This is a genomic window from Candidatus Berkiella cookevillensis (genome assembly GCF_001431315.2).
Lineage (GTDB): Bacteria > Pseudomonadota > Gammaproteobacteria > Berkiellales > Berkiellaceae > Berkiella_A > Berkiella_A cookevillensis.
In genome coordinates this window covers 1,274,946-1,295,686 of record NZ_LKHV02000001.1, presented here as the reverse complement: position 1 = coordinate 1,295,686, position 20,741 = coordinate 1,274,946, and the positions used below count along the sequence as shown (strand labels likewise).

Sequence of the window (20,741 nt, the reverse complement as noted above, 5' to 3'; positions counted from 1 at the left end):
TTGACTTCAATTGTGGCATAAATCCCCCTGGTGCTACGCACCATCCCCCTTTGCAAAGTGGGATCTTATTCGCCTCGCGAATATTAAAAACTTACTTTATAGTGTACAAGTCTTAAAACTTTCGAATTTCTTTCAGTGTTTCATTTCTTGCAATGCTGTCTACCTGCAAGACTTGTTCTATCGTATCAGCTGATAAATCGTATAATTTATTCATTACTTTTTCGATGATTACAGGTATTGCATTAAAACGCACCTGCCCTTGCAAAAATGCATGTACGACAACTTCATTGCTCGCATTTAAAACAGCCGGAGCAGCCTTACCCGCACTCATCGCATCATAGGCTAAACGTAAACAAGGAAATTTACTTGTATCAGGCGCTAAAAAGTTGAGTTTAGCGACTTCTACTAAGTCTAAAAATGCTGCTTGAGAGGCTATCCGATGCGGCCAAGCCATGCTATGAGAAATGGCAATACGCATATCATGCGCGCCCATTTGAGCTAACAAAGAGCCGTCACAATAACTAACCAAAGCATGAATAAGGCTTTCAGGATGCACCACCACATCAATACAGTCGTGTTTTATTGAAAATAAATGACTAGCCTCAATGACTTCCAAACCCTTATTCATTAAAGTAGCACAATCTACTGTAATTTTCTGACCCATTTTCCAATTTGGATGCTTGCAAGCCATACTGGGTGTTATGTCGGCAAATGCTTCTTGAGGATAATGTAAAAATGGCCCTCCAGATGCTGTTAAAGTTACTTTCCTCACTGTTTTAGGTAAAGTTTGACCTGTTCTGTAATGATCGGGTAAGCATTGAAAAATAGCATTGTGTTCACTATCAACTGGAAGGATAGTAGCACCATGTGCCTGGGCGGCTTGCATCATTAAAGCGCCAGCCATTACCAAGGGTTCTTTATTGGCTATTAATACCACTTTCCCAGCTTCAATTGCTTTTAAGGTTGGCAGCAAACCTTTAGCACCGACAATTGCGCTCATTACTTTGTCAACAGAAGCTAAGCTAACAACCTCGCACAATGCTTCTTCACCAGCCAATACTTGTGTTTTTAGGCTTGTTCCCGAAATAAGATTTTGTAACTTTTGCGCAGCTTCTTGATCGCTTAAGACAGCAAAGGCGGGTTCAAATTTTTGGCATTGCTCAAAGAGTGTTTCAAAAGATCGATGCGCACATAAAGCAATTACATCAAACAGATCTTGATTATGAGCAATCACATCAAGCGTATTTTGACCAATAGAACCCGTAGCACCGAGTATACAAATGCCTTGTTTTTTCATGCTAACACGGGTCCCCAATATGCAATAAAAATGGCATACAATGGCAAGGTTGGTAATAAACTATCAATGCGATCTAACAAACCACCATGCCCAGGCAGTAGTTTGCCACTGTCTTTAACGCCGCTAATACGCTTTAACAAGCTTTCAAATAAATCACCGGCTATTGAAAGTACGCTAATAAGGGACACAAAAAGTAGCCACAATGGAAAGTGATTTAAAACCGTGGGTAAAGAAGATAGTGCAAACATATGCCAAGCAACATAGATCAATCCGCCCACAACCAAAGATCCCGCAATACCACCGACGGCGCCCTGTAAAGATTTACCAGGACTGATGGGGGATAATTTTGTCTTACCCCATGCTCTCCCAACAAAATAAGCAAAGGTATCTGCTGACCAAATCAGTAAAAATAAGCTAATGATTAAAAAACCACCCAAGGGCTGCGCATGTATTTCACTTAAACCAATCCAGGCAAGTAGCAAAAAGAGCAGCCCACTCAGAACTCGAAGTGTCTTCGATTGAAAGAGTGTTGTCTTCTCAGATTGGAAAGTTATAACAGAAAGAAGGGGCACTATCCAAAAGGCGGAACCCAGCAACACAATATCGGCAGAGAGCAAATGTGAAAAATAATGATACCCAAACATCAACAAAGCAAAAACCGAACAAAATGCTATGGTTATATAATTATTTTTAAAACAAAGCTGCCCCCACTCATAACTTGCGCCCAAGAAAATGAAGGCCGCCATCAGTGTGAAATGCTCTGACGATAAAAAAAAGATTCCCATTAAAACAAAGGGAATTAAAAGGCATGCGGTTAAGATTCGATATTTGAGCATACGCTTACCTGCTCAGAAATTAAACCAAATCGTCTTTCACACTGATTAAAAAAAGAAACCGCATTATCAAATTCATTCTTATCAAAATCTGGCCATAATGCTTTTGTGAAAAATATTTCCGAATAGGCTAAATCCCATAACATAAAATTACTCAAGCGTTGGACCCCACTGGTGCGAATAAATAAATCAGGCTCAGGTTGCCCTTGAAAGCTCAAATACGCCTCAAATTGCTTCTCTAATACATCTAAAGCATGTAGTCCTTGATGTTTTTCTACAAGCTTCTGCATCGCCTGTAAGATATCCCATTTACCGCTATAGTTAATCGCTATATTGAGTGTCAAGGCGGTATTATTTTGAGTCAGCGCCTCACTCTCTTGAATTGTGTTTCTTAAATAAGGAGCAAAGGGTGTTCTATCGCCAATAATGCGCAATTTAACATTGTGCTCTAGTAATCTACCCATGTCTCTTTTTAACAATAAATAAAAAATACGGAATAAATTTCGAACTTCCTGAGAAGGTCGCTTCCAATTTTCTTGTCCAAAAGCAAAGAGTGTTAAAACAGGTATTTTATTTTCTAAACAATAGCTAACAGCCTCCCAAGCACTTTCAACACCTTTGCGATGTCCCTTGGTACGGCTCAAATTTCTTTGGGTTGCCCATCTTCCATTACCATCCATAATGATAGCAACGTGATTTGGGGCTCTCTGTTGATTGGCTTTTTCCCCATGATGGGAACGGTATTTTTGTATGCTCACTCAGTATCCAAAAAGGTTTAAGGCCTATGTTGCATGATATAGTCTTCGCACCTGAGTGTTCAGGGGTGTTGTCTTCGCCATCTCGCAATCCTCATGTACTTTTATGGGAATGAAGGTTACTCGAGGCTTGACGCCTACCCGAACGCTCATGTGCTGTGACTATAGCCAAAGCACTTGATTCCGGGTTTTGTAAGAACAATCTTATGTAGAGCTAACAAAGGCCCTACATAAGAAGGCACAAAATTCAAATGTCTAAAGATCAGGTTACATGTCTATTAAATCTTTCTCTTTTCTTGTTAAGATTTGATCAATTTTTTCAATGTAACTATCCGTTAACTTTTGCATCGCATCTTCAGCACGTTTTTGCTCATCTTCACTGATCAGCTTTTTCTTTAAGCTTTCTTTAATGTGATTATTGCTGTCACGACGGATATTTCGAATTGCAACTTTGGCTTGCTCACCTTCTGCTTTCACTTTCTTGATGAGTTCTTTGCGACGCTCTTCACTTAAAGGAGGTAAAGGCACACGAATGACATCCCCACTGGTTGCTGGGTTTAAACCAAGATCAGAGATGCGAATGGCCTTCTCTATCGCTTGCAACATGTTTTTTTCCCAAGGCTTTACCATTAACATCAGTGCACCCTCAACATGAACACCTGCGACTTGGCTCAAAGGTGTGTCATTACCATAGTAGGGAACCATGATGTTGTCTAAAAGACTGGGATGCGCTCTACCAGCACGAATTTTAGAAAGATCGTGTTCAAATCCTTCTATACTTTTTGTCATTCTTGTCTTTGCATCTTTCTGAATGTCGTTAATCATTCGCTACCTCTTTGGATCAAAGTTCCTTCAGACTGACCTTTTACAATCCTTAACAAAGCGCCTTCCGTATTCATATTAAATACACGAATCTTCATATTTTGATCTCGGCATTGACAAAAGGCGGTTAAATCCATAACCCCTAATTCTTTTTCTAATGCCGTTTGATATGTCAATTCTTTATAGAGTGTGGCATTTGGATCTTTGGCAGGATCGGCAGAATAAACTCCATCCACATTTGTTGCTTTTAGCAACAAATCTGCTTCTGTCTCAATGGCGCGTAAGCTTGCGGCAGAATCTGTTGTTACTAAAGGATTCCCTGTCCCTGCAGAAAAAATAACCACTCTTTTTTGCTTGAGATGATGGATTGCCTTACGTCGATCATAATGATCGACCACACCACTCATGGGTATGGCCGACATAATGCGCGTAGAAAAACCATTGCGCTCAAATGCGTCTCGTAATGCAATAGCGTTCATAACCGTAGCAAGCATCCCCATATGATCGGCAGAAATACGTCCAATACCTGCCTCACAGAGTTCTTTGCCTCGGTATAAGTTACCACCGCCAACAACCATGCCGACTTCCACACCTAGCTCAATCAGTTCACCAACCTCTAAAGCAATTTTATCGAGAACATTCGGATCAATACCAAAAGGAGAATTGCCTTGAAATGCTTCACCACTGAGTTTTAGGAGTATCCGTTTATAAGCAAGTTGTGTCATGCGTTGTTTCCTCGTGCTTGAGCCATTACTTCATCAGCGAAATTAGCTTTCTTCACTTCAATGCCTTCGCCAACTTCATAGCGAATAAATTCAACCATTTCCGCACCATTTTTCTTTAATAATGCAGCGATGGTGAGATCGGGGTCTTTAAAGAAGGGTTGCCCCATTAAACAGAATTCATTTAATACTTTAGCCAATTTGCCTTCCACAATTTTTTCAATCACATTGGCAGGCTTGCCTGAAGATTGTTCTTGTTCCAACAAATAGGCTTTCTGTTCAGCAACGCGCTCTTCTGGCATTTCACTTGAATCAATGTATTGTGGATTCATTGCAGCAATGTGCATTGCTAAATCTTTGGCTAAAGCTTCATCACCACCTTTTAGGACGGCCTGAACACCAATTCTGCCACGATGAATATAACCACCCACAACAAAGCCAGGATTAATAACGATGTTATTAATTCTACGGATTTGTACATTTTCACCAATTTTAGCGACTAAATTCTGTCTCTTTTCTTCGATAGATTCGCCAGCAATTTGACATTGCGCTAAAGCTTCTACGTCGCTGATTTTCTGTTCAAGAATGGTTGAAATAACAAGATTACAGAACCCATTAAAGTTTTCATCTCGTGCCACGAAGTCTGTTTCGCAATTGATTTCACACATAGAAGAAAAAGTAGTGTTTGATTGCACTAAAATGACGCCTTCAGCGGCTGTACGAGAAGCAGATTTCTGAGCTTTTTTCAAACCACGTGTTACGAGGATTAATTCTGCTTTGGCCATATCCCCTTCAGCTTCTTGCAATGCTTTTTTGCATTCCATCATGCCTGCACCAGTTTGATCACGTAAATCTTTTACCATTTGAGCGGAAATTTTATCTGCCATGCTGTTTTAACCTCATCATTTACAAAAAAAGGGGGGCACTGCCCCCATCGGAAACCCATCAATGAATTGAGTATTATTGAGCGTCATCGCCTGCTAATTCTACAAATTCATCATCTGCGCTGTATTTGTTAGAATTTTGCTTAGCATGCAAAATAGTGTCAGCAAGTGTTGTAGCGTAAAGTTCAATCGCTCTCAAAGCATCGTCATTACCAGGAACAACATAATCAATGCCATCTGGATCATTATTGGTATCGACAATACCGACCACAGGAATACCAAGATTATTGGCTTCTTTTACAGCAATCTTTTCATTACCAACATCTAACACAAATAAGGCATCTGGCAAACTTCCCATGTTTTTAATTCCGCCTAAGCCTCTTTCTAATTTTTCCAATTCACGAAGCTTCATGAGTGCTTCTTTTTTAACTAACTTATCTAAAGTACCATCATCACGCATAGCTTCTAATTCTTTTAAGCGCTTGATAGATTGCTTAACGGTTTTGTAGTTGGTCAACATACCACCTAACCAACGGTAGTTAACATAAGGCATGCCACAACGCTCAGCGTGCATCTTTACGATTTCGCTTGCATTGCCTTTGGTACCCACAAATAACACCTTGCCACCTCTTGCTGCTGTGCGAGAAATGAAATCTAATGCTGTTTTGTATAGAGGTAGTGTTTTATCAAGGTTGATAATATGAATGCGATTGCGCACGCCATAGATGAATGGGCGCATTTTAGGGTTCCAAAAGCGTTTTTGGTGACCAAAATGAACACCGGCTTCAATTAACTGCTTCATATTGAGATTTTGCATAATAAACTCCTAGTAGGGTTGAGCCTCCACCTGCCCCATTATCCAACCCTTAAAATTCAAAAGAACCTCTTGGGCACCCAGGATAACGTGTCGGCAAGTGTGTGGAATGAATAACTAAATAAAAATTTGCACAACTGCGCGCCAGTTTATACCATATGACGCAATATAAGTTCAATAACACCCCCTACAAAGGAAGTTCCTAACAGGAGATTGCATGGCCCTTATTAAAACGCCAGACGAAATTCAAAAAATGCGCGTTGCGGGAAAATTAGCCGCAGAAGTTCTTGAAATGATTGAACCTTATGTACGTGCAGGTATCAGCACTGATGAATTAAATGATATCTGTCATAACTATATTGTCAATGAACAAAAAGCGGTGCCTGCCCCTTTGAATTATAGGGGATTCCCAAAATCTATTTGCACATCCGTGAACCATGTTATCTGTCACGGTATCCCCAATGATAAAAAATTAAAAAATGGCGACATTATTAATATCGATATCACGGTCATAAAAGACGGTTACCATGGCGATACCAGCAAAATGTTTCAAGTCGGTGAAGTATCAGTACAAGCCAGTCGCTTAGTTAAAATAGCAAGAGAATGCCTACTTAAAGGCATTGAGCTTGTAAAACCAGGCACCAGCTTAGGTGATATTGGCTATGCCATTCAAAGCTATGCGGAAGGTTTGCGCTTATCGGTCGTACGCGAATACTGTGGACATGGCATTGGTAGTGTCTTTCATGAAGAACCACAAGTATTACACTACGGAAAACCCAATACCGGCATGATTTTAGAAGCTGGCATGACTTTTACCATAGAGCCGATGATTAATGCGGGTAAACGCCACACAAAATTATTGTCGGATAATTGGACAGTCATTACCAAAGACAGAAGCTTATCAGCTCAATGGGAGCACACTATTCTGGTCACACCAACAGGCGCAGAAATCCTAACCAAAAGAAAAGAAGAAAACGACCTACCATGACAGAAATTGGCAAGGATGCTCATACTCCCCTCACAATATTTAATGCAGATTTTTGTGTATCAGAATACAAAAACAGAAATGACTTTTTAAAATTTATTCATCAAGTCATCAAAAGCGAATCTGCTAAAATCCATCAAGCATTTTGGCACAAAGAATCTATTGATATGCTTGTAAGACAACGAGCAAATCTCACAGATGAGGTACTTAAAGTCGCGTGGCTATGGTTTGAAATGGATCATTATCCTGATGTTACACTTTTTGCCGTCGGCGGTTATGGCAATCAAGCACTACATCCTTTTTCAGATGTCGACACCCTGATTATTACCACTGATACCGAAAATATTCATTTAAATGAGCGTATTGAAAAATATATTTCTTTTTTGTGGGATTGTAATATCCACTTAGGCAGCAGCGTACGCACCCTCAAGGCTTGCGCAGAGCTTGCAAGCACCGATCATGTCATATTCACGACCTTACTTAGCTGTCGGTATCTCATCGGCAATGCCGATTTTTTAAATGATATAGAAAAAATAATTTCTCCTGAGCAAACAAGTATATGGCCATTTTCAGAATACTTTCAAGCAAAATTAAAAGAACGTCTGCATCGCTATCAACATTATCAAAATACAGAGTATAACCAAGAGCCAAATCTTAAAGAAAGCCCAGGTGGATTACGAGATATTGATTTTATTTATTGGATTGCCAAACGAAAATTTGGTACAAATGCGCTCCAAGGTCTACTCTCAGAAAACGCGCTCTCAAAATACGAAATACATATTATTGAAAGTAGCAAACAAAGCTTTTGGCAAATGCGCTATGCACTTCACCTTGTGAGTCATAAAGCAACCGATCGATTATATTTAGAATATCAAAGCGAAATTGCAAAAGCACTTCATATTGATGGCCAAAATTTAAATCAATCTGTCTCAAATTGGATGCAAAAATACTTCCTGCTTGCTTCACAAATCCGTGAAATCACAGATATCTTTGCGCAGCATTTTAGCGAGCAGATTAATAAAAATGCAGCGTACCAACAAGTTTCGCTTTCATCACATTGCAAACAAGTTGGGCACAATCTTGAAATTATACAAGAAACAGATTATTACACAGAACCTCATTTGTTCATCGAACTATTTTATTTTTTTGCAAAGCATGAAAACCTAATTGGATTTACCTCAAACAGTCGTCGATTTATTTACGACTATTTTAACAGTCAATATTTGCCTGATTTTTTAAAAAGCATTGATACCAAAAGCGCTTTTCTATCTATTTTTCAATTCCCTCAAAAAGTTGCTCACACACTTACTTTAATGCATCAATTAGGTGTTTTAAGCAAGCTCATTACTTGTTTTGCAGAGCTGATTGGTCAGATGCAATATGATCTGAATCATATTTATACTGTTGATGCGCATACTTTGCGCGTATTACAATATATACAAGACTTCTATCAAAATAAAGAATCAGATTTACCTTTCCTCGCTTTAAGCCTTTCACTTGCGAGTGATCCCATTATTTTATACCTTGCTGGGCTTTTTCATGATATTGGCAAAGGCAAAGGTGGTGATCACAGTGAGATTGGCAAAGAATTAGCACTTGAATTCTGTCAAATTTATGGATTAACCGAAAAGCAAACAGATTATATCTGCTGGTTAGTCTTTCATCACTTAAAACTCTCTCATTTTGCGCAACGAAAAGACATTAATGATCCCATCGTCATCCTTGAGTTTAGCAAAATTGTTCAGTCACAGGAAAAATTGTGCTATCTCTACTTATTGACCATTGCGGACATCCAGGGCACAAATCCTAAACTATGGAACCATTGGCGAAAAGCTTTATTAAGTGAATTATTCCACCAAACTTATCAATATTTTGATAAAAAAACATTTTTAAGCGATAGCGATCCTATTGCTTACAAAAAAGAACAAGCCTGCGCACAATTACTCAAAAATCCTTCTTTATCCATAGAAAAAATAAATTCATTATGGAACATAATCAATACAGATTATTTTGAGAATACAGATCTCAATAGCCTGGTATGGCAAACGGCTTTTATTTTATCTCATGGTATTGAAAATACGGTGATTGCGACACAGCCGCATTGGAACAAAGCCGGCACGGATATTTTTGTTTATTCAAAAGACTGCCTTGGTCTTTTTGCTTATATTTGTCAAACACTCGAGAAATTATTACTCACCATCGTAGAAGCAAAAGTAACAACCACTCAGCATGGTTTTTGCTTGAATTCTATGGTTGTATTAGAATCTTCAGGACAACCTATCACAGGCCCACATCGTTTATTAGAAATAAAAACAACACTCAGTACTTTACTTGATCCTATTTCTGAGAATACACCAGAATCACTTTCTCTTCCCTATTATTCACGGCATGTACCCAGATGGTATCGATATTATCAAACGCAAGCGAAAGTTGAGATTTATACGCAAGCGAATAATCATTACTCAACGATTGAGATACACGCCCCTGATTTCCCTGGCCTTTTAGCACGCATTGGTAAAGTGCTGGTCATGCATGGACTGTCTATTCACAGCGCCAAAATTAACACGCTGGGCGATAAGGTTATCGACTTTTTTTACGTCAGTAAAAAAGAAGATAGAATGCCTCTCACTCATGAAAAAACCATTAAAAATATCAAAAAAGCTATTTTGCAGGCTTTGCGGTAATGTTAGGTTCGCATTAAATCTATTTATTTTCTATTTAACCCTCACCTGCCTTTGCTGAACACAAGAAAATATTATGGTAGGGGCGAGTCTATGTGCTCGCCCTCAGTTCATTAAAAGTTTAACGGGCCGGCACAATGGCCGGCCCCTACACAAATCCTTAAAACTGGCTCACTTCGAAGCAAGTGAGGATTAAATACGAGTAGTACATGAGGATGATGAAGGGCTGCAGCCAACACAGTATAAAGCAAAAAGACAAATCCTACTCGAGTCTTTTAGTCTTAGACAAGGCAGCAAGTTTCAGAGTAATAGGAGTGTATAAATAATACACGACTGTTACGAGGAAACGCCGCTAACACAGTATAAGACTAAAAGACGAAGAGTAGAGTGGCAGATCAGCAAAGATGTTTCTATACTAGGTCTAAAACACTCTCTTTTTACCCCTAATAATAAGGCATTTTTGTGGAAAAAACTGAAAATTTTGTCGCTTATATCCTTGCGCCTACTAAGAAAAAAGGCAGTCCTTTGGCTGATGTAAATGAGTTTATTGCCACACAAGAATCCACTGTAAAAAAACTCATTCAACAAAAAAATGGCCAATTAACCAAGACTTTTATTGAGTTGGGCGATAATCGCCGCAGTCGACATCCTTGGCCAGAACTTGAATCAGCCATCGCTTTTGCTATTGCATCCAATGCACACTTAGTGATTTCTGAGATTAATCACTTAACGGCAAATACTTCATTTGCAGAACAAATTTTTAAATATATCGATCATACCTCTACACCAAATGCTACAGCAGGATTACAACTTTACTGTTGCGACCAAGCGTACATACAGCTGGATAATTTTAAAGCTATTGTGGCGCATGCAAAACAACAAAGAAAATTTCACGGTCAATTAATCAAAGAAGGTTTGACACGCTCTCATTCAAAATCAGGCAACCCGAATGCTATCAATGTTATCAATAAGGTAAATAAACCTAAAATTGATAATGCCATTGTTTTTTCATTAATATTGGCGCCTGTCATCAGTGCCTATCGATTGCAAGGTCTCTCACAGCGCAAGATGGTTTCCAGGTTAAATGAAGAAGGTTTTACAGCCCCTGAAGGTGGCATGTGGGTATTAAGTCAATTACAAAAAGTAATTTATAGAATCACTGTTAATGAAACAGCGCTTAGCTTAGAACATCAATGTTCAAAATTACGCGAGCTTAGCCAAACAACAGAAGAAATAGCAGAACAATTTAATAAACTGAGTATCAGCTGCCCTTTTCAAAATAATAAATGGCTGCCTGAGAATATTCTAGAAATTGAAGAGCGAGCAAAACTCATTCATGAAATATTAGAGTTACACGAATTTATTCTCACTTTAACACCTATTTTAGAAAAATATCATCTAGATGAGCTGAATGAAGATGTATTTGCAAATGAATTACAATCTGCAGGTATCGAGATACCAGAAACATTTTATCACACAGTTCCACCCAATAACGCGACTGTAACAAAGGATTAAAATGGATACAAAATTGATTCAAAAAGATCTGGAGCAATTTCAACATCTTGGCTTGGGCGGCATACTCAATCACATCATTTCCAGTATTCGCTGCGCAGGGCATTGTATAGATATTACTGAGAATCAACATTTTGCAAAATATCTAGAAGAATCGAGAAAGAAAGGTTGGTTGCGACCAGAACAAGAAACCTTGCTTTCACATATGAATGCCTTAGCACATCTGCCTTGCAACAAACACAGTGTCCGAGACAAGCGCAGCATGTAGCTTTTGGCTATTTCTTCGATTTATATCCTGGTTTAAAGGGTTGCTTGCTTGCACTACGCGTATAATCTTCTTGCATTTCGACTATCTGCTGATGCTTGTCGAGAAAGGATTTTTTTCTGTCTTTTTCTTGTTTTTGTTTAGCTTCAATTTTCTTCTTTGCATCTGACTCATGTGCAATCTCTGTGATCTGACTACCAAAGGAGGCTATTTGTGTTACTTCATGAACACTAATACCAAGAACACGTGCAATTTGGCTCATTGAGCAAAAACCAATTAAATACCAACAGAGCATCCATTGTCTTAAGCCTTGTAAAGTACCAACAGGTAATCCTGTAAAATCATCAAAATCGCTTACCCCACCATCACCCTTACAAGTAAGACAAACATAGTAATGACGTTTATCAGGCGTATCAGAAGGCGGATCGCGACGTACAACTTGGGAGGATTGGCAGCGAGGACATACGATACCCTTTGGCCAACGGATCATCTGCAAAGTTTTAAAAATTTCTTTTTCACCCAGTAAATTTTTAATCGCAGCAATACGAGACTCAACTTGCGTTTCACTACCTCGTGGTAATGAACGTAATTTCTGTAAGGCTTTAATATTATCGTCTTGTTCATCCATTGTGATATCACCTTCAGACATTAAGGGCTTGTTCTCATCCATAGAATTAGTTTTGCAACTTTCTTTTTGGGGAAGCTCAACAGTTAATTCACTTATCGTAGTATTTATCTTTGTCTCAAAGCCTTTTAGCTTAGTTATTTCTTTGTTGGCTTCTCTTAAAATAATACTATTATTGCCCTGTAAACGCTCATCTGATGTTACATCATGCATCAGTTTTGCAAAAGAGCTATTAATTTCAGATTGAATTTCTGATTGAGGGTGAGAATTATCTGCGTGTGGGTTAAAGCCAACAGAAGAATCAGTTGGTTTGCTTCCTAATATTGATGCTATCCTTTTAACCCAATTTGACACAGTTTCTCCCTTATGATTAACCAACAAGTATATATATACAGAAAAATTACGTGTTGGAATTTAACTAAATCATAAGGAATTGTCAACCAATTTATAAACTCACCTCTTAGCCAGCTCTTGCACTTGCTGTCTTTTTCTTCTCTTCGCTATAACTTTTACCTTCTAATTTTCCTGCTTCTTTGCCAAAGACTTTATCCAATTTTGCTTCACGATGGCCTATTTCCTTATCCACATATGCTTGTAAAGCAGTGTCAATGGCCATTGCTCGATTCTCATTTCGCGTTGAATCTTTTGATTCTTTAAACGCATTTGAATCTGTGAGCCCAGCATGACGCAAAATACCCGTACCACCATAAGTAGATTCTTTAAAGTTACCTTTACCTTTATGCATACTGGCTTTTTCCGTTGCATAATGCCGCATAATAGCCATTTCTTGAGAGTTTAGTTCTCTGTCTGCGGTAATTTGTACGCGCTTTCCGTCCACTGGGCTAATCACTGTAAATTCTCTATTTTCCTCAACGGCTCGCTTCTTCAGCTCCATCATAATACCCAATGCAATATCGGGTTGCGCAAGTTGTTTTCCAGATTTGCTCTTACCATAACGTATATGAATTGGATTTTCTGGGCTTCCTTTATTGTACTCACCAATCGCAATATCTAACATGTGGCTTACTTGCCGCTTCATTTGACCATAGGCATAATTATGCCCAGCAGGATTAAAGCGTGAACGACTTTCTCCAGACATGTTTTCACGGTTAAAGGAGAAAGTTACTTGAACCGTCTTACTGCCATTTGGCTCTGTATAATGCTCAATTTTTAAATCTTTTTTGTATTTTTTATCACTCAAGCTAAAATTATCTTTGGTTGAGTCAAATCGGCTTGAGCGCCAGCCAGGTGGTTTGTACATTTTTGTTTTGTGAAAATTATAATTTTCTTGTGCATGTTGCACAGCTTGTTGCACTAATTTTTTATTATCGTCGCTCAGATCATGACGCTGCATCAACTGTCTTAGCTCATTCATGCGTTGATTATAATTATCTTCTGTATAGCGGCTTCGGTATTTTGACAATGCATGCAAGCTTTCAAAAGTGTGGCGAATTTTTTCAGCAACCTCTACTCTTGCAAGCGCTTGTGTATAATCACTCCTCTTATATGCATTTTCTTTTGCTTCAAATTCTGGCTTTATTTTATCAAGTGCTTTTTGGTTTTCTGCCAATTCTTTCGTTGCTTTATCCAAAGCAGCCTCTAGATCTGCTTTCTTCGTGTCATGATTCTCACTGGCGGGATCTAAATCCTTTTGCTGTGCTTTAATGACTTCAATCTGATCTGTACTCTTAGCAACCGCTTGTTCAGCACCGCGATATTCGTCATTTATTTTTTCATACGCCGCTTTAGCATCTTGGTGTTGCTTAAAAACAGCTGTATCATTTTTAGCTTCCATTAATTCACGACGTGCCCCCCACTCTGCAAACTTTACAGCATTACCTATATCGAGTGTGCGTTGAGCATGTCGATGTTGAATCTTGTGCTTTGGATTAAGCGCAGAAGGATCTTTTACCGCATCTGAGCGCTCTACAATGGTCGCTGCTAATTTTTTGAAGAAATCATCACCATACTGCTTCTTGTAAACCTCATACTCATCATCTTTGAGCATTTGCATGGGATCTTTAAAATCCAAATGTTTTTCATCGAGTAATTTAGAACGTGCTTTAAGCGCTGCTGTTTGGCTTGCTGTAAGCTCCACCTTATCATCTTCTCTGTTTTTAGGATGTGCAGTAACCGATAAAGCAGCATCGACCACATCTTCTTCTTTAGGAGTAGGAGAACCTTGCTCCATCGTAAATAAATCCTCTTGTTCGTCAGTAGGTATCTGCTGTGGTTTAACCGTGAAAAGTTCTTCTGTACCTGCTACAACTTTCTTAACTCCTTCTAATTTAAGACCAAGCCCTAAATCAATACCCGTCCCTTCAGATGGTGGCTGATGAACAGAAGACTGCACAAAACTTGGATCTTGCTGCATTTGCAGTTGAATTGATCTCAACTCATCCAGATTGTTACTAATATCCATTACATCCGTCATACCCTGTATAGCTGTCGCTGAATCTTTCGCTTTCTCTAAAAATTCTTGTGTCTTTGGGCTAATAACGCCGCCCTGCGCCACTGGTCCTAATTCTGCAACAATTTTAGGCTTAGGTTTAGGTTCTTCTCCAGGTGGATGCTCTTGAGCCTGTTCAGGTGGCGTAACCACTGTATCCACTGATGAAACAGTAGGCTCAGTCGCTTTTTTGTCTGATTTATCAGGATCGCTTCTTGTAATGGTATCCGTTGTAGATTGTAATGGTTTTTCTTCTGCTTCAGATTTGTTCGATTCGCTATAATATTTTTGTAGTGCTACAAACCCAGCAATTAAATTATTTAACAATGCTTCAATGGAGTCCTCAATGTCGCCTTTAGTAGGCAATTTGGTCTCATCGGCTAATATCTCACCCAATGTTTGCTTCTTATCACCATCTTGCGCTGCAAATTTTTTCTTTGCTGCTAATATTGGCTTTGCAACTCCTTTCATTTTTTTTAATAATTCATGCTTTTCCTTGGTTCTTTGCTTCTCATCTATGTCTTTCTTTTCATCTATCTTTTTATTTTCTTCTAATAAATCTCTCGCTTTTGCAGTCAATGCTTTACCTTCCAATGTTTCCGCTGGTGAAGCTGTTTCTCTGGTAGGATCTATACCCATCGATGTAAGTGCTTTCTCCCGAGTTTGCTCAACCTCTCTTTGAGCTTGCTCTGCTCTTTCTTGCCTTTGACGTTCTTCTTCATCTAAGAGGGGGGGCGTTTTGGATTGGGGATTTGATTCTCCAAAACCAGAAAGATCCGGAATATCATCAAGGTTGAGCTCTTCGCCCATATCACTATCTCGACTATCTATATTATCTAGACTATCGGAATACTCTTCTTGATAAATCTTACTCAGCTCAGAGATAAAGTTAAGATTTGATTCTAAATGTTGTAACAATGCACCTGCTTCTGGATATTTTAGTAAATCATTTAATTTCGAAACATCACCAACTCTCAGTGCATCTACAGCATGCAGATACTCAGAAAAAACTTGATATGTTCTTCCATCACTCTTTACAAATGTTTTACTACCATAACTTTCTACACCATTATTAAAAGATTCGAGCCTTAGTTTATCACTCTCTGTTATTTCTTCTAAAAAATTATTAAATTTTTCAGATTTTTGTTCATCTTTCATAAGAGCTGAGGCATTGAGAGTATCTGTTATTCTTCTCACTCTATCTTCTATTATGCTACCTGTTAACTGTTCACTTGCCTTTAATTTAAATGCTGTTTCTTCCGGTATTGGTGTACCCGTTCTTAAGGCATTAAGCTTTGCTGCAAGCTCAGTCACGGCATGCTCTATCCCAGCAGCTCTCGGATCATTCTTTTCTTTTAGGAGTTCTAATAGTTTTTGTTTAGCCTGAAGATCTTGCTCTAAGATCTTCATTTGCTCTTCTATGCCTAACTTCATAACTTACCTCAAATTTAAGGTGAATATGCATGTTTTAATACACAAACAGGTATTTTGATTCTGTAAGCTTAGTGTCAATGTGCTTACTATTGGTTCATTTTATTGCTCAAAATTTATGATTGTTGTATATGCAATTAAATATTTTTTCATTTATATCATTTTTATACTATAAAAAATAAATCCAGGTTTACTTATAATAGGCATACATTTATAATTATTGTTTTTATTTTTAGCTAAAATGTAAGGTTTTTGCATATGGCACTTCGTAGACATTCAGATGGCACATTTGATTTGAAATTATATGTACATCCAACTAAATCAACGGTTTTTCAATTTTCTCTATTGTTAGATGATTACGATTACGACGCCTACATAACAGCAACGCCTAGTGAAAAAGCACTTATTGAATTCTTCGTTGAAAAAAAAGGCAATGCTCGTGCAAAAGAATCCTACGCAGAAATAATAAAATCTCATAGAGAACGCGAAGCCGCAGAAAAAGCTGCACAAACAATACCTTCCTCTGACCCCGTTGAACAATTAGCCAGTACCGTAGAAAAATTGAGTTTGAGTACAGAAGCTAAATATACAGCTGAAGATGCGGAAAGATTTTTAGCCATTTCTGGGAAACCTGGCGCAATCAGCGCATTGACCAACGACGATCAACAGAAATTTGTTTATTGGAAAATAGATCGTCTACAAGCTTTAATCGCAAAACAACAAAGCCTTGAAGCTGACGCGCTTGAGCTAAACAGAAGAAGAGACCTTCTCTTAATGCAGACTGGGCAAAAGATACTTGCGGAGATTGCTGAACAAGGTCAAAGTACATCCAGTGTTCTTGACTCTAGCTCAACAAAGAAAATCACATTTACACAGTAGTATTTTACTAAAAATACTCTAAGGAGACGCATGGATGCGTCTTGATTCATTTGCATTCGCTTTCTCAGGCATAGATTCAAGCATCTTTGCGATTTGCTCTTCTAATTGAATCATCTTGTCTAGATCTTTTATTTCAGATCTTACTTCTGCTATATTTTTCTCGACATCTTTAATTTCAGCAGCGGCTTCTTCTCGGACTTCATGCTGTGCATCTAAATTTACATCCACATTTTTAGTCACCTCTTTCAATGATTCAGCCGCTGTTTGATAAGCTTTTGTTGCTTTAATTGTTTCAACAGATAGTGATGCGGCTTCAGCAGAAATGCCATGTTTATCAGCAATAGAGTGTATTGCGGCCTGTTGATCTTTCAAAATTCTAGCTTCAGTATCATTTACAAATTCAACAAGAGCAGCTTTCGCTTGCTTTAAGTTATTGATTTCTTCTTGCCAAGGATGTGTCTTTCTCTGCCCGGTAAATGTTGCCAAGACCGCACCGTTATTAGAATGGAAAGGTACAGATGATTTTTCACCATATATTTGTTTTTCCAAATGAGAAAGTCTGGCATCAATATGAGCGATGTCTGCATTCACTTTTTCAACTTCTTTTTCTGCTTGAACTTCTATAGACGCAAATTCAGCCATCAAATCAGCGAAATACTCCTCTTTCCTCTCCTGAGGAACTCCTTTTAAATACGGTTCGCCTTTCTCATCACGCAATCCATCAAACTCTTGAGCCATGTTCTTACCCATTTGTTTGGCAAGTTCTTTGCGATGCGCTTCCAGCATTTTTCCTTCGGCACGCAACGCATCTGCTTTTGCTTGTAGATTTGAAAGTTTATTCCCAACATCATCCATATACGCATCAAAAGCAAGCTGTTGTTCTTGCATAAGCATATCAGCTTGCTCTTGCAATTATACATCAGCAAGTATACGAGCATTTACTTCATTTGAATGACGATGAAGAAAATCTATATATGCTAAGTTTGCTTTCTTTAAATTCTCTATCAAAACATGTTTTTGAAATTTTTCATCTTGTATTAGCTTCGCAACCTCTATCATCAATGCATTTGTAAAAAAATTCTCTATCTTGGTTTTTTCTTCAAAGGATTGATCTCTTATTTCTTCAGCTGTAGATTTTTCTTGTTTAAGAAATTTAAAACTCTTTTCAGCATCATTTCTCAGATTTGCCAACGCATTTGTATATAATGCCTCTATGCTGATTTTCGATTCATCAATCTTAAAGCCATAATCTTTAATCATGGCATCAAAAACTTCTTTGCTGATATTCCATTCATGTATATCATTGCGATTAAAATGCAGCATATGCATGAATCCTCTTTTCTGCGTCTCTTATATGTGAAGACAGAGCTTCATTTGATTAGTTCCTTAATTATTGATATCAATTTTTTGCAATTACATTAAATATGCTTAATTATAAAGACATCAAAAAATATTTTTATAATTCAATAAGTTACCCAAAATATAAGTAAACATCCAGCTTTCCATTCGTTGCCCCATTCAGAAGGCTGTCTGTAAAAAAATCAGAAAAAGAATAAAAAATTACAGCAACAAATAGGGATATAGTCCTAAAACCTTGCTTACAAGGCGCGAATTTCTTAATACTCAACGAAGCTCCCCACTTAAGCTGTAGGTGTCTCGATAGCTACAGATTATTGAAAGCCGCCCAACATTTTTTTAATATTATATTGCGAATTACTTCTTATAGAATATAATGGCCAACTTTATCAGTAATTATAAATAATTATGATCTTTGAATTATCCTTACCACAAACAAACCAAGTATCAGGTGGAAATGAAATAACCAGTGTTTATATTTATTACCCATCAGAATGGGATAAAACTATAAATATTTTTAGCGCAGGTTTGATTGGCTTCTTTGGAGGTACTCTATTAGCAGGTGGCTATGGCGCCATTATCGGGGCTATTTTGGGGATAGGTCTTCAAAGCACGTTCGCACAAAATTACGAAATTGGTACAACCTATCTTTTTTTAAAAGATGATGAAGGTAATCATTACGCTATTAAAGGCTAATTATAATGTTTGAATTATCATTACAACAAACTACTGAAGTATCTGGAGGAGCCTGCTTAACCGATAGTAACTGCGTTCATCCAAAATCCATGAAATTAATGAAAATAATTTTAGCAAGCACGACCCTTGTTGGGACTATTGGATATTATGTGGCTGGTTATGAATTCGCTCTGCTTACTTCTGCATTAGGATACCTGTATACAACCTATTTTGATATAAGTTTTGCTTCAGATCCTAGTTATTGTATACAGCAAGATAGTGAAGGGAACTACTACGCACTAAAAGTGTAATTGATTATCATACACATTGAGAAATAAATTTATTTTCTAATTTAATAAAAACTTACTGGGATTTCATAGAATTCCTTGTGCTCCTTTAATATTCAAGATTCTTGATACGATTCGAGCATAAGCATCTTCTTTATCAACTAAAATTAAATTTTTTTGTTTATATCTATATTCTTTAATATCTCTTTAGCTATTCCACCCGCATTAGGCAGAATACTCGTTTCTGCAATTTCATTAAGCGTTGCCATGCAACTTTGATCAATTACATTTATAGCATTGGGATTTTTTCTAACAATTGCATTCAGTGAATATAAAGCTTTATTTCTATCTGCATGTGATGGCAATGCTGCCTGTTTGCAAAAATGGAGGGACACCGAAAGGTTATTTGAAAAACCATAGAACAGCAAAAAGACACCCACCTAAACTAATTGTGGGCGTCTAAATGATTTGTAACAATATTTTATATATAGCTTATTGCAGAAGGCTTCTTTTCTAATGATGGAGCATCCACTGTTTCTCTGTTAATAGCATCCAAAATATTTTCTTTAGATTCTGCAGATGCATCAGCCAAAGACAGGAAAAGCAAAGAGATACTACCATCTTCCTGAAGAAGCTCATCGACTAGATCATTTTCTGATTGCAAAATATCTAGTTTATTCTTGGTTAACTTAGCCTGATGCTCTAGTTTATCTGTCATATAATTTTTCAATGCAGAATCTTTTTCAAGGTCTCTCTTGCCATAACTAAAATCAAAAACAAGTTTTTTAAGAGAATCTGAAATCAGTAAACCATCCTTATATACAACGCGAGCATGCTCTAATACACAGTGAGGAACCTTTGCACCATGCTTAAATCCTTCTGCAACTGCAGATTGTTTGAAAACATTATTTGAATGAATATACGCCGTATAACCATATACTGTTATTTGATTGAAACCAAGATCATTGAGTGCTTGACTCAGATCACGAGCAAAACAGATCTCTTCATCACTTGCACGTTTAGGTCCTGTTGCAATCGTGCCAGAATTGCAACATCTTAGATCAATTGTTATTTCAATATTTTTATCAGCAAATAATTTTTCAAAATATTCAGCTAATGAAAAAGGAGAAAAATCTGTCCTTTCATCGACATTTTCTCCGCCTAAAACCCATGGAATTGAGTCTGCTTGTAGTTCTAAAACATCCCCATCTTTCAAAGCATTCATCATCTGCTTTTCAGAACGTTCATTCTGCATATATATGACTTGTGGAAAATAACCATTACTTTTAAGTTTTTTGGGTGAATGTTTTGTTTCTTTGTTTTTGATAGGGGAAAGAAAGAACTTCATCGTGACGTCTCTTTACAGTTGAAAACGTCATCCTAATTCACGAATGTTTAGCATTATATCTTTTTTTGACAAGAGGTAAGATTTCACAGACAAACGCTCTTCTCATTAGAAAAGCGTTCAT

20 protein-coding genes are annotated in these 20,741 nt (G+C 37.7%); 7 read left to right on the top strand and 13 right to left on the bottom strand.

The window, feature by feature from the left end:
* Window positions 1–112: 112 nt before the first annotated feature.
* The 7 genes from dxr to rpsB all read right to left on the bottom strand — a co-directional run bounded on the left by dxr (window position 113) and on the right by rpsB (window position 6,130).
* Window positions 113–1,297: a 1-deoxy-D-xylulose-5-phosphate reductoisomerase gene (dxr, locus tag CC99x_RS05495; protein ID WP_057622882.1), complete on the bottom strand. Its 1,185-nt coding sequence runs from the start codon at window positions 1,295–1,297 to the stop codon at window positions 113–115.
* A complete protein-coding gene (locus CC99x_RS05490; protein ID WP_259596698.1) occupies window positions 1,294–2,082 on the bottom strand; it encodes a phosphatidate cytidylyltransferase in 789 nt (262 codons plus the stop codon). The genes dxr and CC99x_RS05490 overlap by 4 nt, the downstream gene beginning before the upstream one ends.
* 29 nt (window positions 2,083–2,111) lie before the next feature.
* Window positions 2,112–2,888: a polyprenyl diphosphate synthase gene (uppS, locus tag CC99x_RS05485; RefSeq protein ID WP_235528032.1), complete on the bottom strand. Its 777-nt coding sequence runs from the start codon at window positions 2,886–2,888 to the stop codon at window positions 2,112–2,114.
* A gap of 264 nt (window positions 2,889–3,152) precedes the next feature.
* Window positions 3,153–3,710, bottom strand: a complete 558-nt coding sequence (frr, locus tag CC99x_RS05480) for a ribosome recycling factor (RefSeq protein WP_057622887.1) — start codon at window positions 3,708–3,710, stop codon at window positions 3,153–3,155.
* Window positions 3,707–4,432, bottom strand: coding sequence for a UMP kinase (pyrH, locus tag CC99x_RS05475; protein ID WP_057622889.1), 726 nt, complete (start codon window positions 4,430–4,432; stop codon window positions 3,707–3,709). Before pyrH ends, frr begins: the two co-directional genes overlap by 4 nt.
* Window positions 4,429–5,316, bottom strand: coding sequence for a translation elongation factor Ts (gene tsf, locus CC99x_RS05470; RefSeq protein WP_057622891.1), 888 nt, complete (start codon window positions 5,314–5,316; stop codon window positions 4,429–4,431). The genes pyrH and tsf overlap by 4 nt, the downstream gene beginning before the upstream one ends.
* A gap of 73 nt (window positions 5,317–5,389) precedes the next feature.
* Window positions 5,390–6,130, bottom strand: a complete 741-nt coding sequence (rpsB, locus tag CC99x_RS05465; protein WP_057622893.1) for a 30S ribosomal protein S2 — start codon at window positions 6,128–6,130, stop codon at window positions 5,390–5,392.
* 214 nt (window positions 6,131–6,344) lie between these two features.
* Here rpsB and map point away from each other — a divergent pair, with 214 nt between their 5' ends.
* The 4 genes from map to CC99x_RS05445 all read left to right on the top strand — a co-directional run bounded on the left by map (window position 6,345) and on the right by CC99x_RS05445 (window position 11,573).
* Window positions 6,345–7,115, top strand: a complete 771-nt coding sequence (gene map / locus CC99x_RS05460; RefSeq protein WP_057622895.1) for a type I methionyl aminopeptidase — start codon at window positions 6,345–6,347, stop codon at window positions 7,113–7,115.
* Window positions 7,112–9,796, top strand: a complete 2,685-nt coding sequence (gene glnD / locus CC99x_RS05455) for a [protein-PII] uridylyltransferase (protein WP_057622897.1) — start codon at window positions 7,112–7,114, stop codon at window positions 9,794–9,796. Before map ends, glnD begins: the two co-directional genes overlap by 4 nt.
* A 459-nt stretch (window positions 9,797–10,255) precedes the next feature.
* The gene (locus CC99x_RS05450) at window positions 10,256–11,308 is read left to right on the top strand and encodes a hypothetical protein (protein ID WP_057622899.1); all 1,053 of its coding nucleotides are present in this window, start codon (window positions 10,256–10,258) and stop codon (window positions 11,306–11,308) included.
* A gap of 1 nt (window position 11,309) precedes the next feature.
* Window positions 11,310–11,573 carry a hypothetical protein gene (locus tag CC99x_RS05445; RefSeq protein ID WP_057622901.1) on the top strand — a complete coding sequence of 88 codons (264 nt, stop codon included), beginning with the start codon at window positions 11,310–11,312 and terminating at the stop codon, window positions 11,571–11,573.
* A 7-nt stretch (window positions 11,574–11,580) separates the two neighbouring features.
* Here the strand turns inward: CC99x_RS05445 and CC99x_RS12980 are convergent, their stop codons facing one another.
* Entirely contained in the window at window positions 11,581–12,549 is a 969-nt protein-coding gene (locus CC99x_RS12980; RefSeq protein ID WP_057622903.1) for a transposase, read from the bottom strand.
* Between the two features lie 106 nt (window positions 12,550–12,655).
* Window positions 12,656–16,078, bottom strand: coding sequence for an AAA family ATPase (locus tag CC99x_RS05435; protein WP_057622905.1), 3,423 nt, complete (start codon window positions 16,076–16,078; stop codon window positions 12,656–12,658).
* Window positions 16,079–16,333: 255 nt separating this feature from the next.
* Between CC99x_RS05435 and CC99x_RS05430 the strand changes: the two genes are divergently transcribed.
* Complete coding sequence (locus CC99x_RS05430; RefSeq protein ID WP_057622907.1) at window positions 16,334–16,954, top strand: hypothetical protein; 621 nt, start codon at window positions 16,334–16,336, stop codon at window positions 16,952–16,954.
* Between the two features lie 18 nt (window positions 16,955–16,972).
* Here the strand turns inward: CC99x_RS05430 and CC99x_RS05425 are convergent, their stop codons facing one another.
* Window positions 16,973–17,848: a hypothetical protein gene (locus CC99x_RS05425; RefSeq protein WP_259596618.1), complete on the bottom strand. Its 876-nt coding sequence runs from the start codon at window positions 17,846–17,848 to the stop codon at window positions 16,973–16,975.
* An 18-nt stretch (window positions 17,849–17,866) separates the two neighbouring features.
* Complete coding sequence (locus CC99x_RS05420) at window positions 17,867–18,277, bottom strand: hypothetical protein (RefSeq protein ID WP_259596617.1); 411 nt, start codon at window positions 18,275–18,277, stop codon at window positions 17,867–17,869.
* Between the two features lie 441 nt (window positions 18,278–18,718).
* On the opposite strand from CC99x_RS05420, the gene CC99x_RS05415 reads away from it, so the two are divergent.
* Complete coding sequence (locus tag CC99x_RS05415) at window positions 18,719–19,006, top strand: hypothetical protein (RefSeq protein ID WP_057622910.1); 288 nt, start codon at window positions 18,719–18,721, stop codon at window positions 19,004–19,006.
* A gap of 5 nt (window positions 19,007–19,011) precedes the next feature.
* Window positions 19,012–19,296 carry a hypothetical protein gene (locus tag CC99x_RS05410; RefSeq protein WP_057622912.1) on the top strand — a complete coding sequence of 95 codons (285 nt, stop codon included), beginning with the start codon at window positions 19,012–19,014 and terminating at the stop codon, window positions 19,294–19,296.
* A gap of 143 nt (window positions 19,297–19,439) precedes the next feature.
* Here CC99x_RS05410 and CC99x_RS05405 read toward each other — a convergent pair whose 3' ends face one another.
* Together CC99x_RS05405 and CC99x_RS05400 are read right to left on the bottom strand one after the other, a co-directional pair.
* On the bottom strand, window positions 19,440–19,700 hold the full coding sequence (locus CC99x_RS05405; protein WP_235528033.1) for a hypothetical protein: 261 nt from the start codon (window positions 19,698–19,700) through the stop codon (window positions 19,440–19,442).
* Between the two features lie 53 nt (window positions 19,701–19,753).
* On the bottom strand, window positions 19,754–20,620 hold the full coding sequence (locus tag CC99x_RS05400; RefSeq protein ID WP_057622916.1) for a hypothetical protein: 867 nt from the start codon (window positions 20,618–20,620) through the stop codon (window positions 19,754–19,756).
* Window positions 20,621–20,741 lie beyond the last annotated feature (121 nt).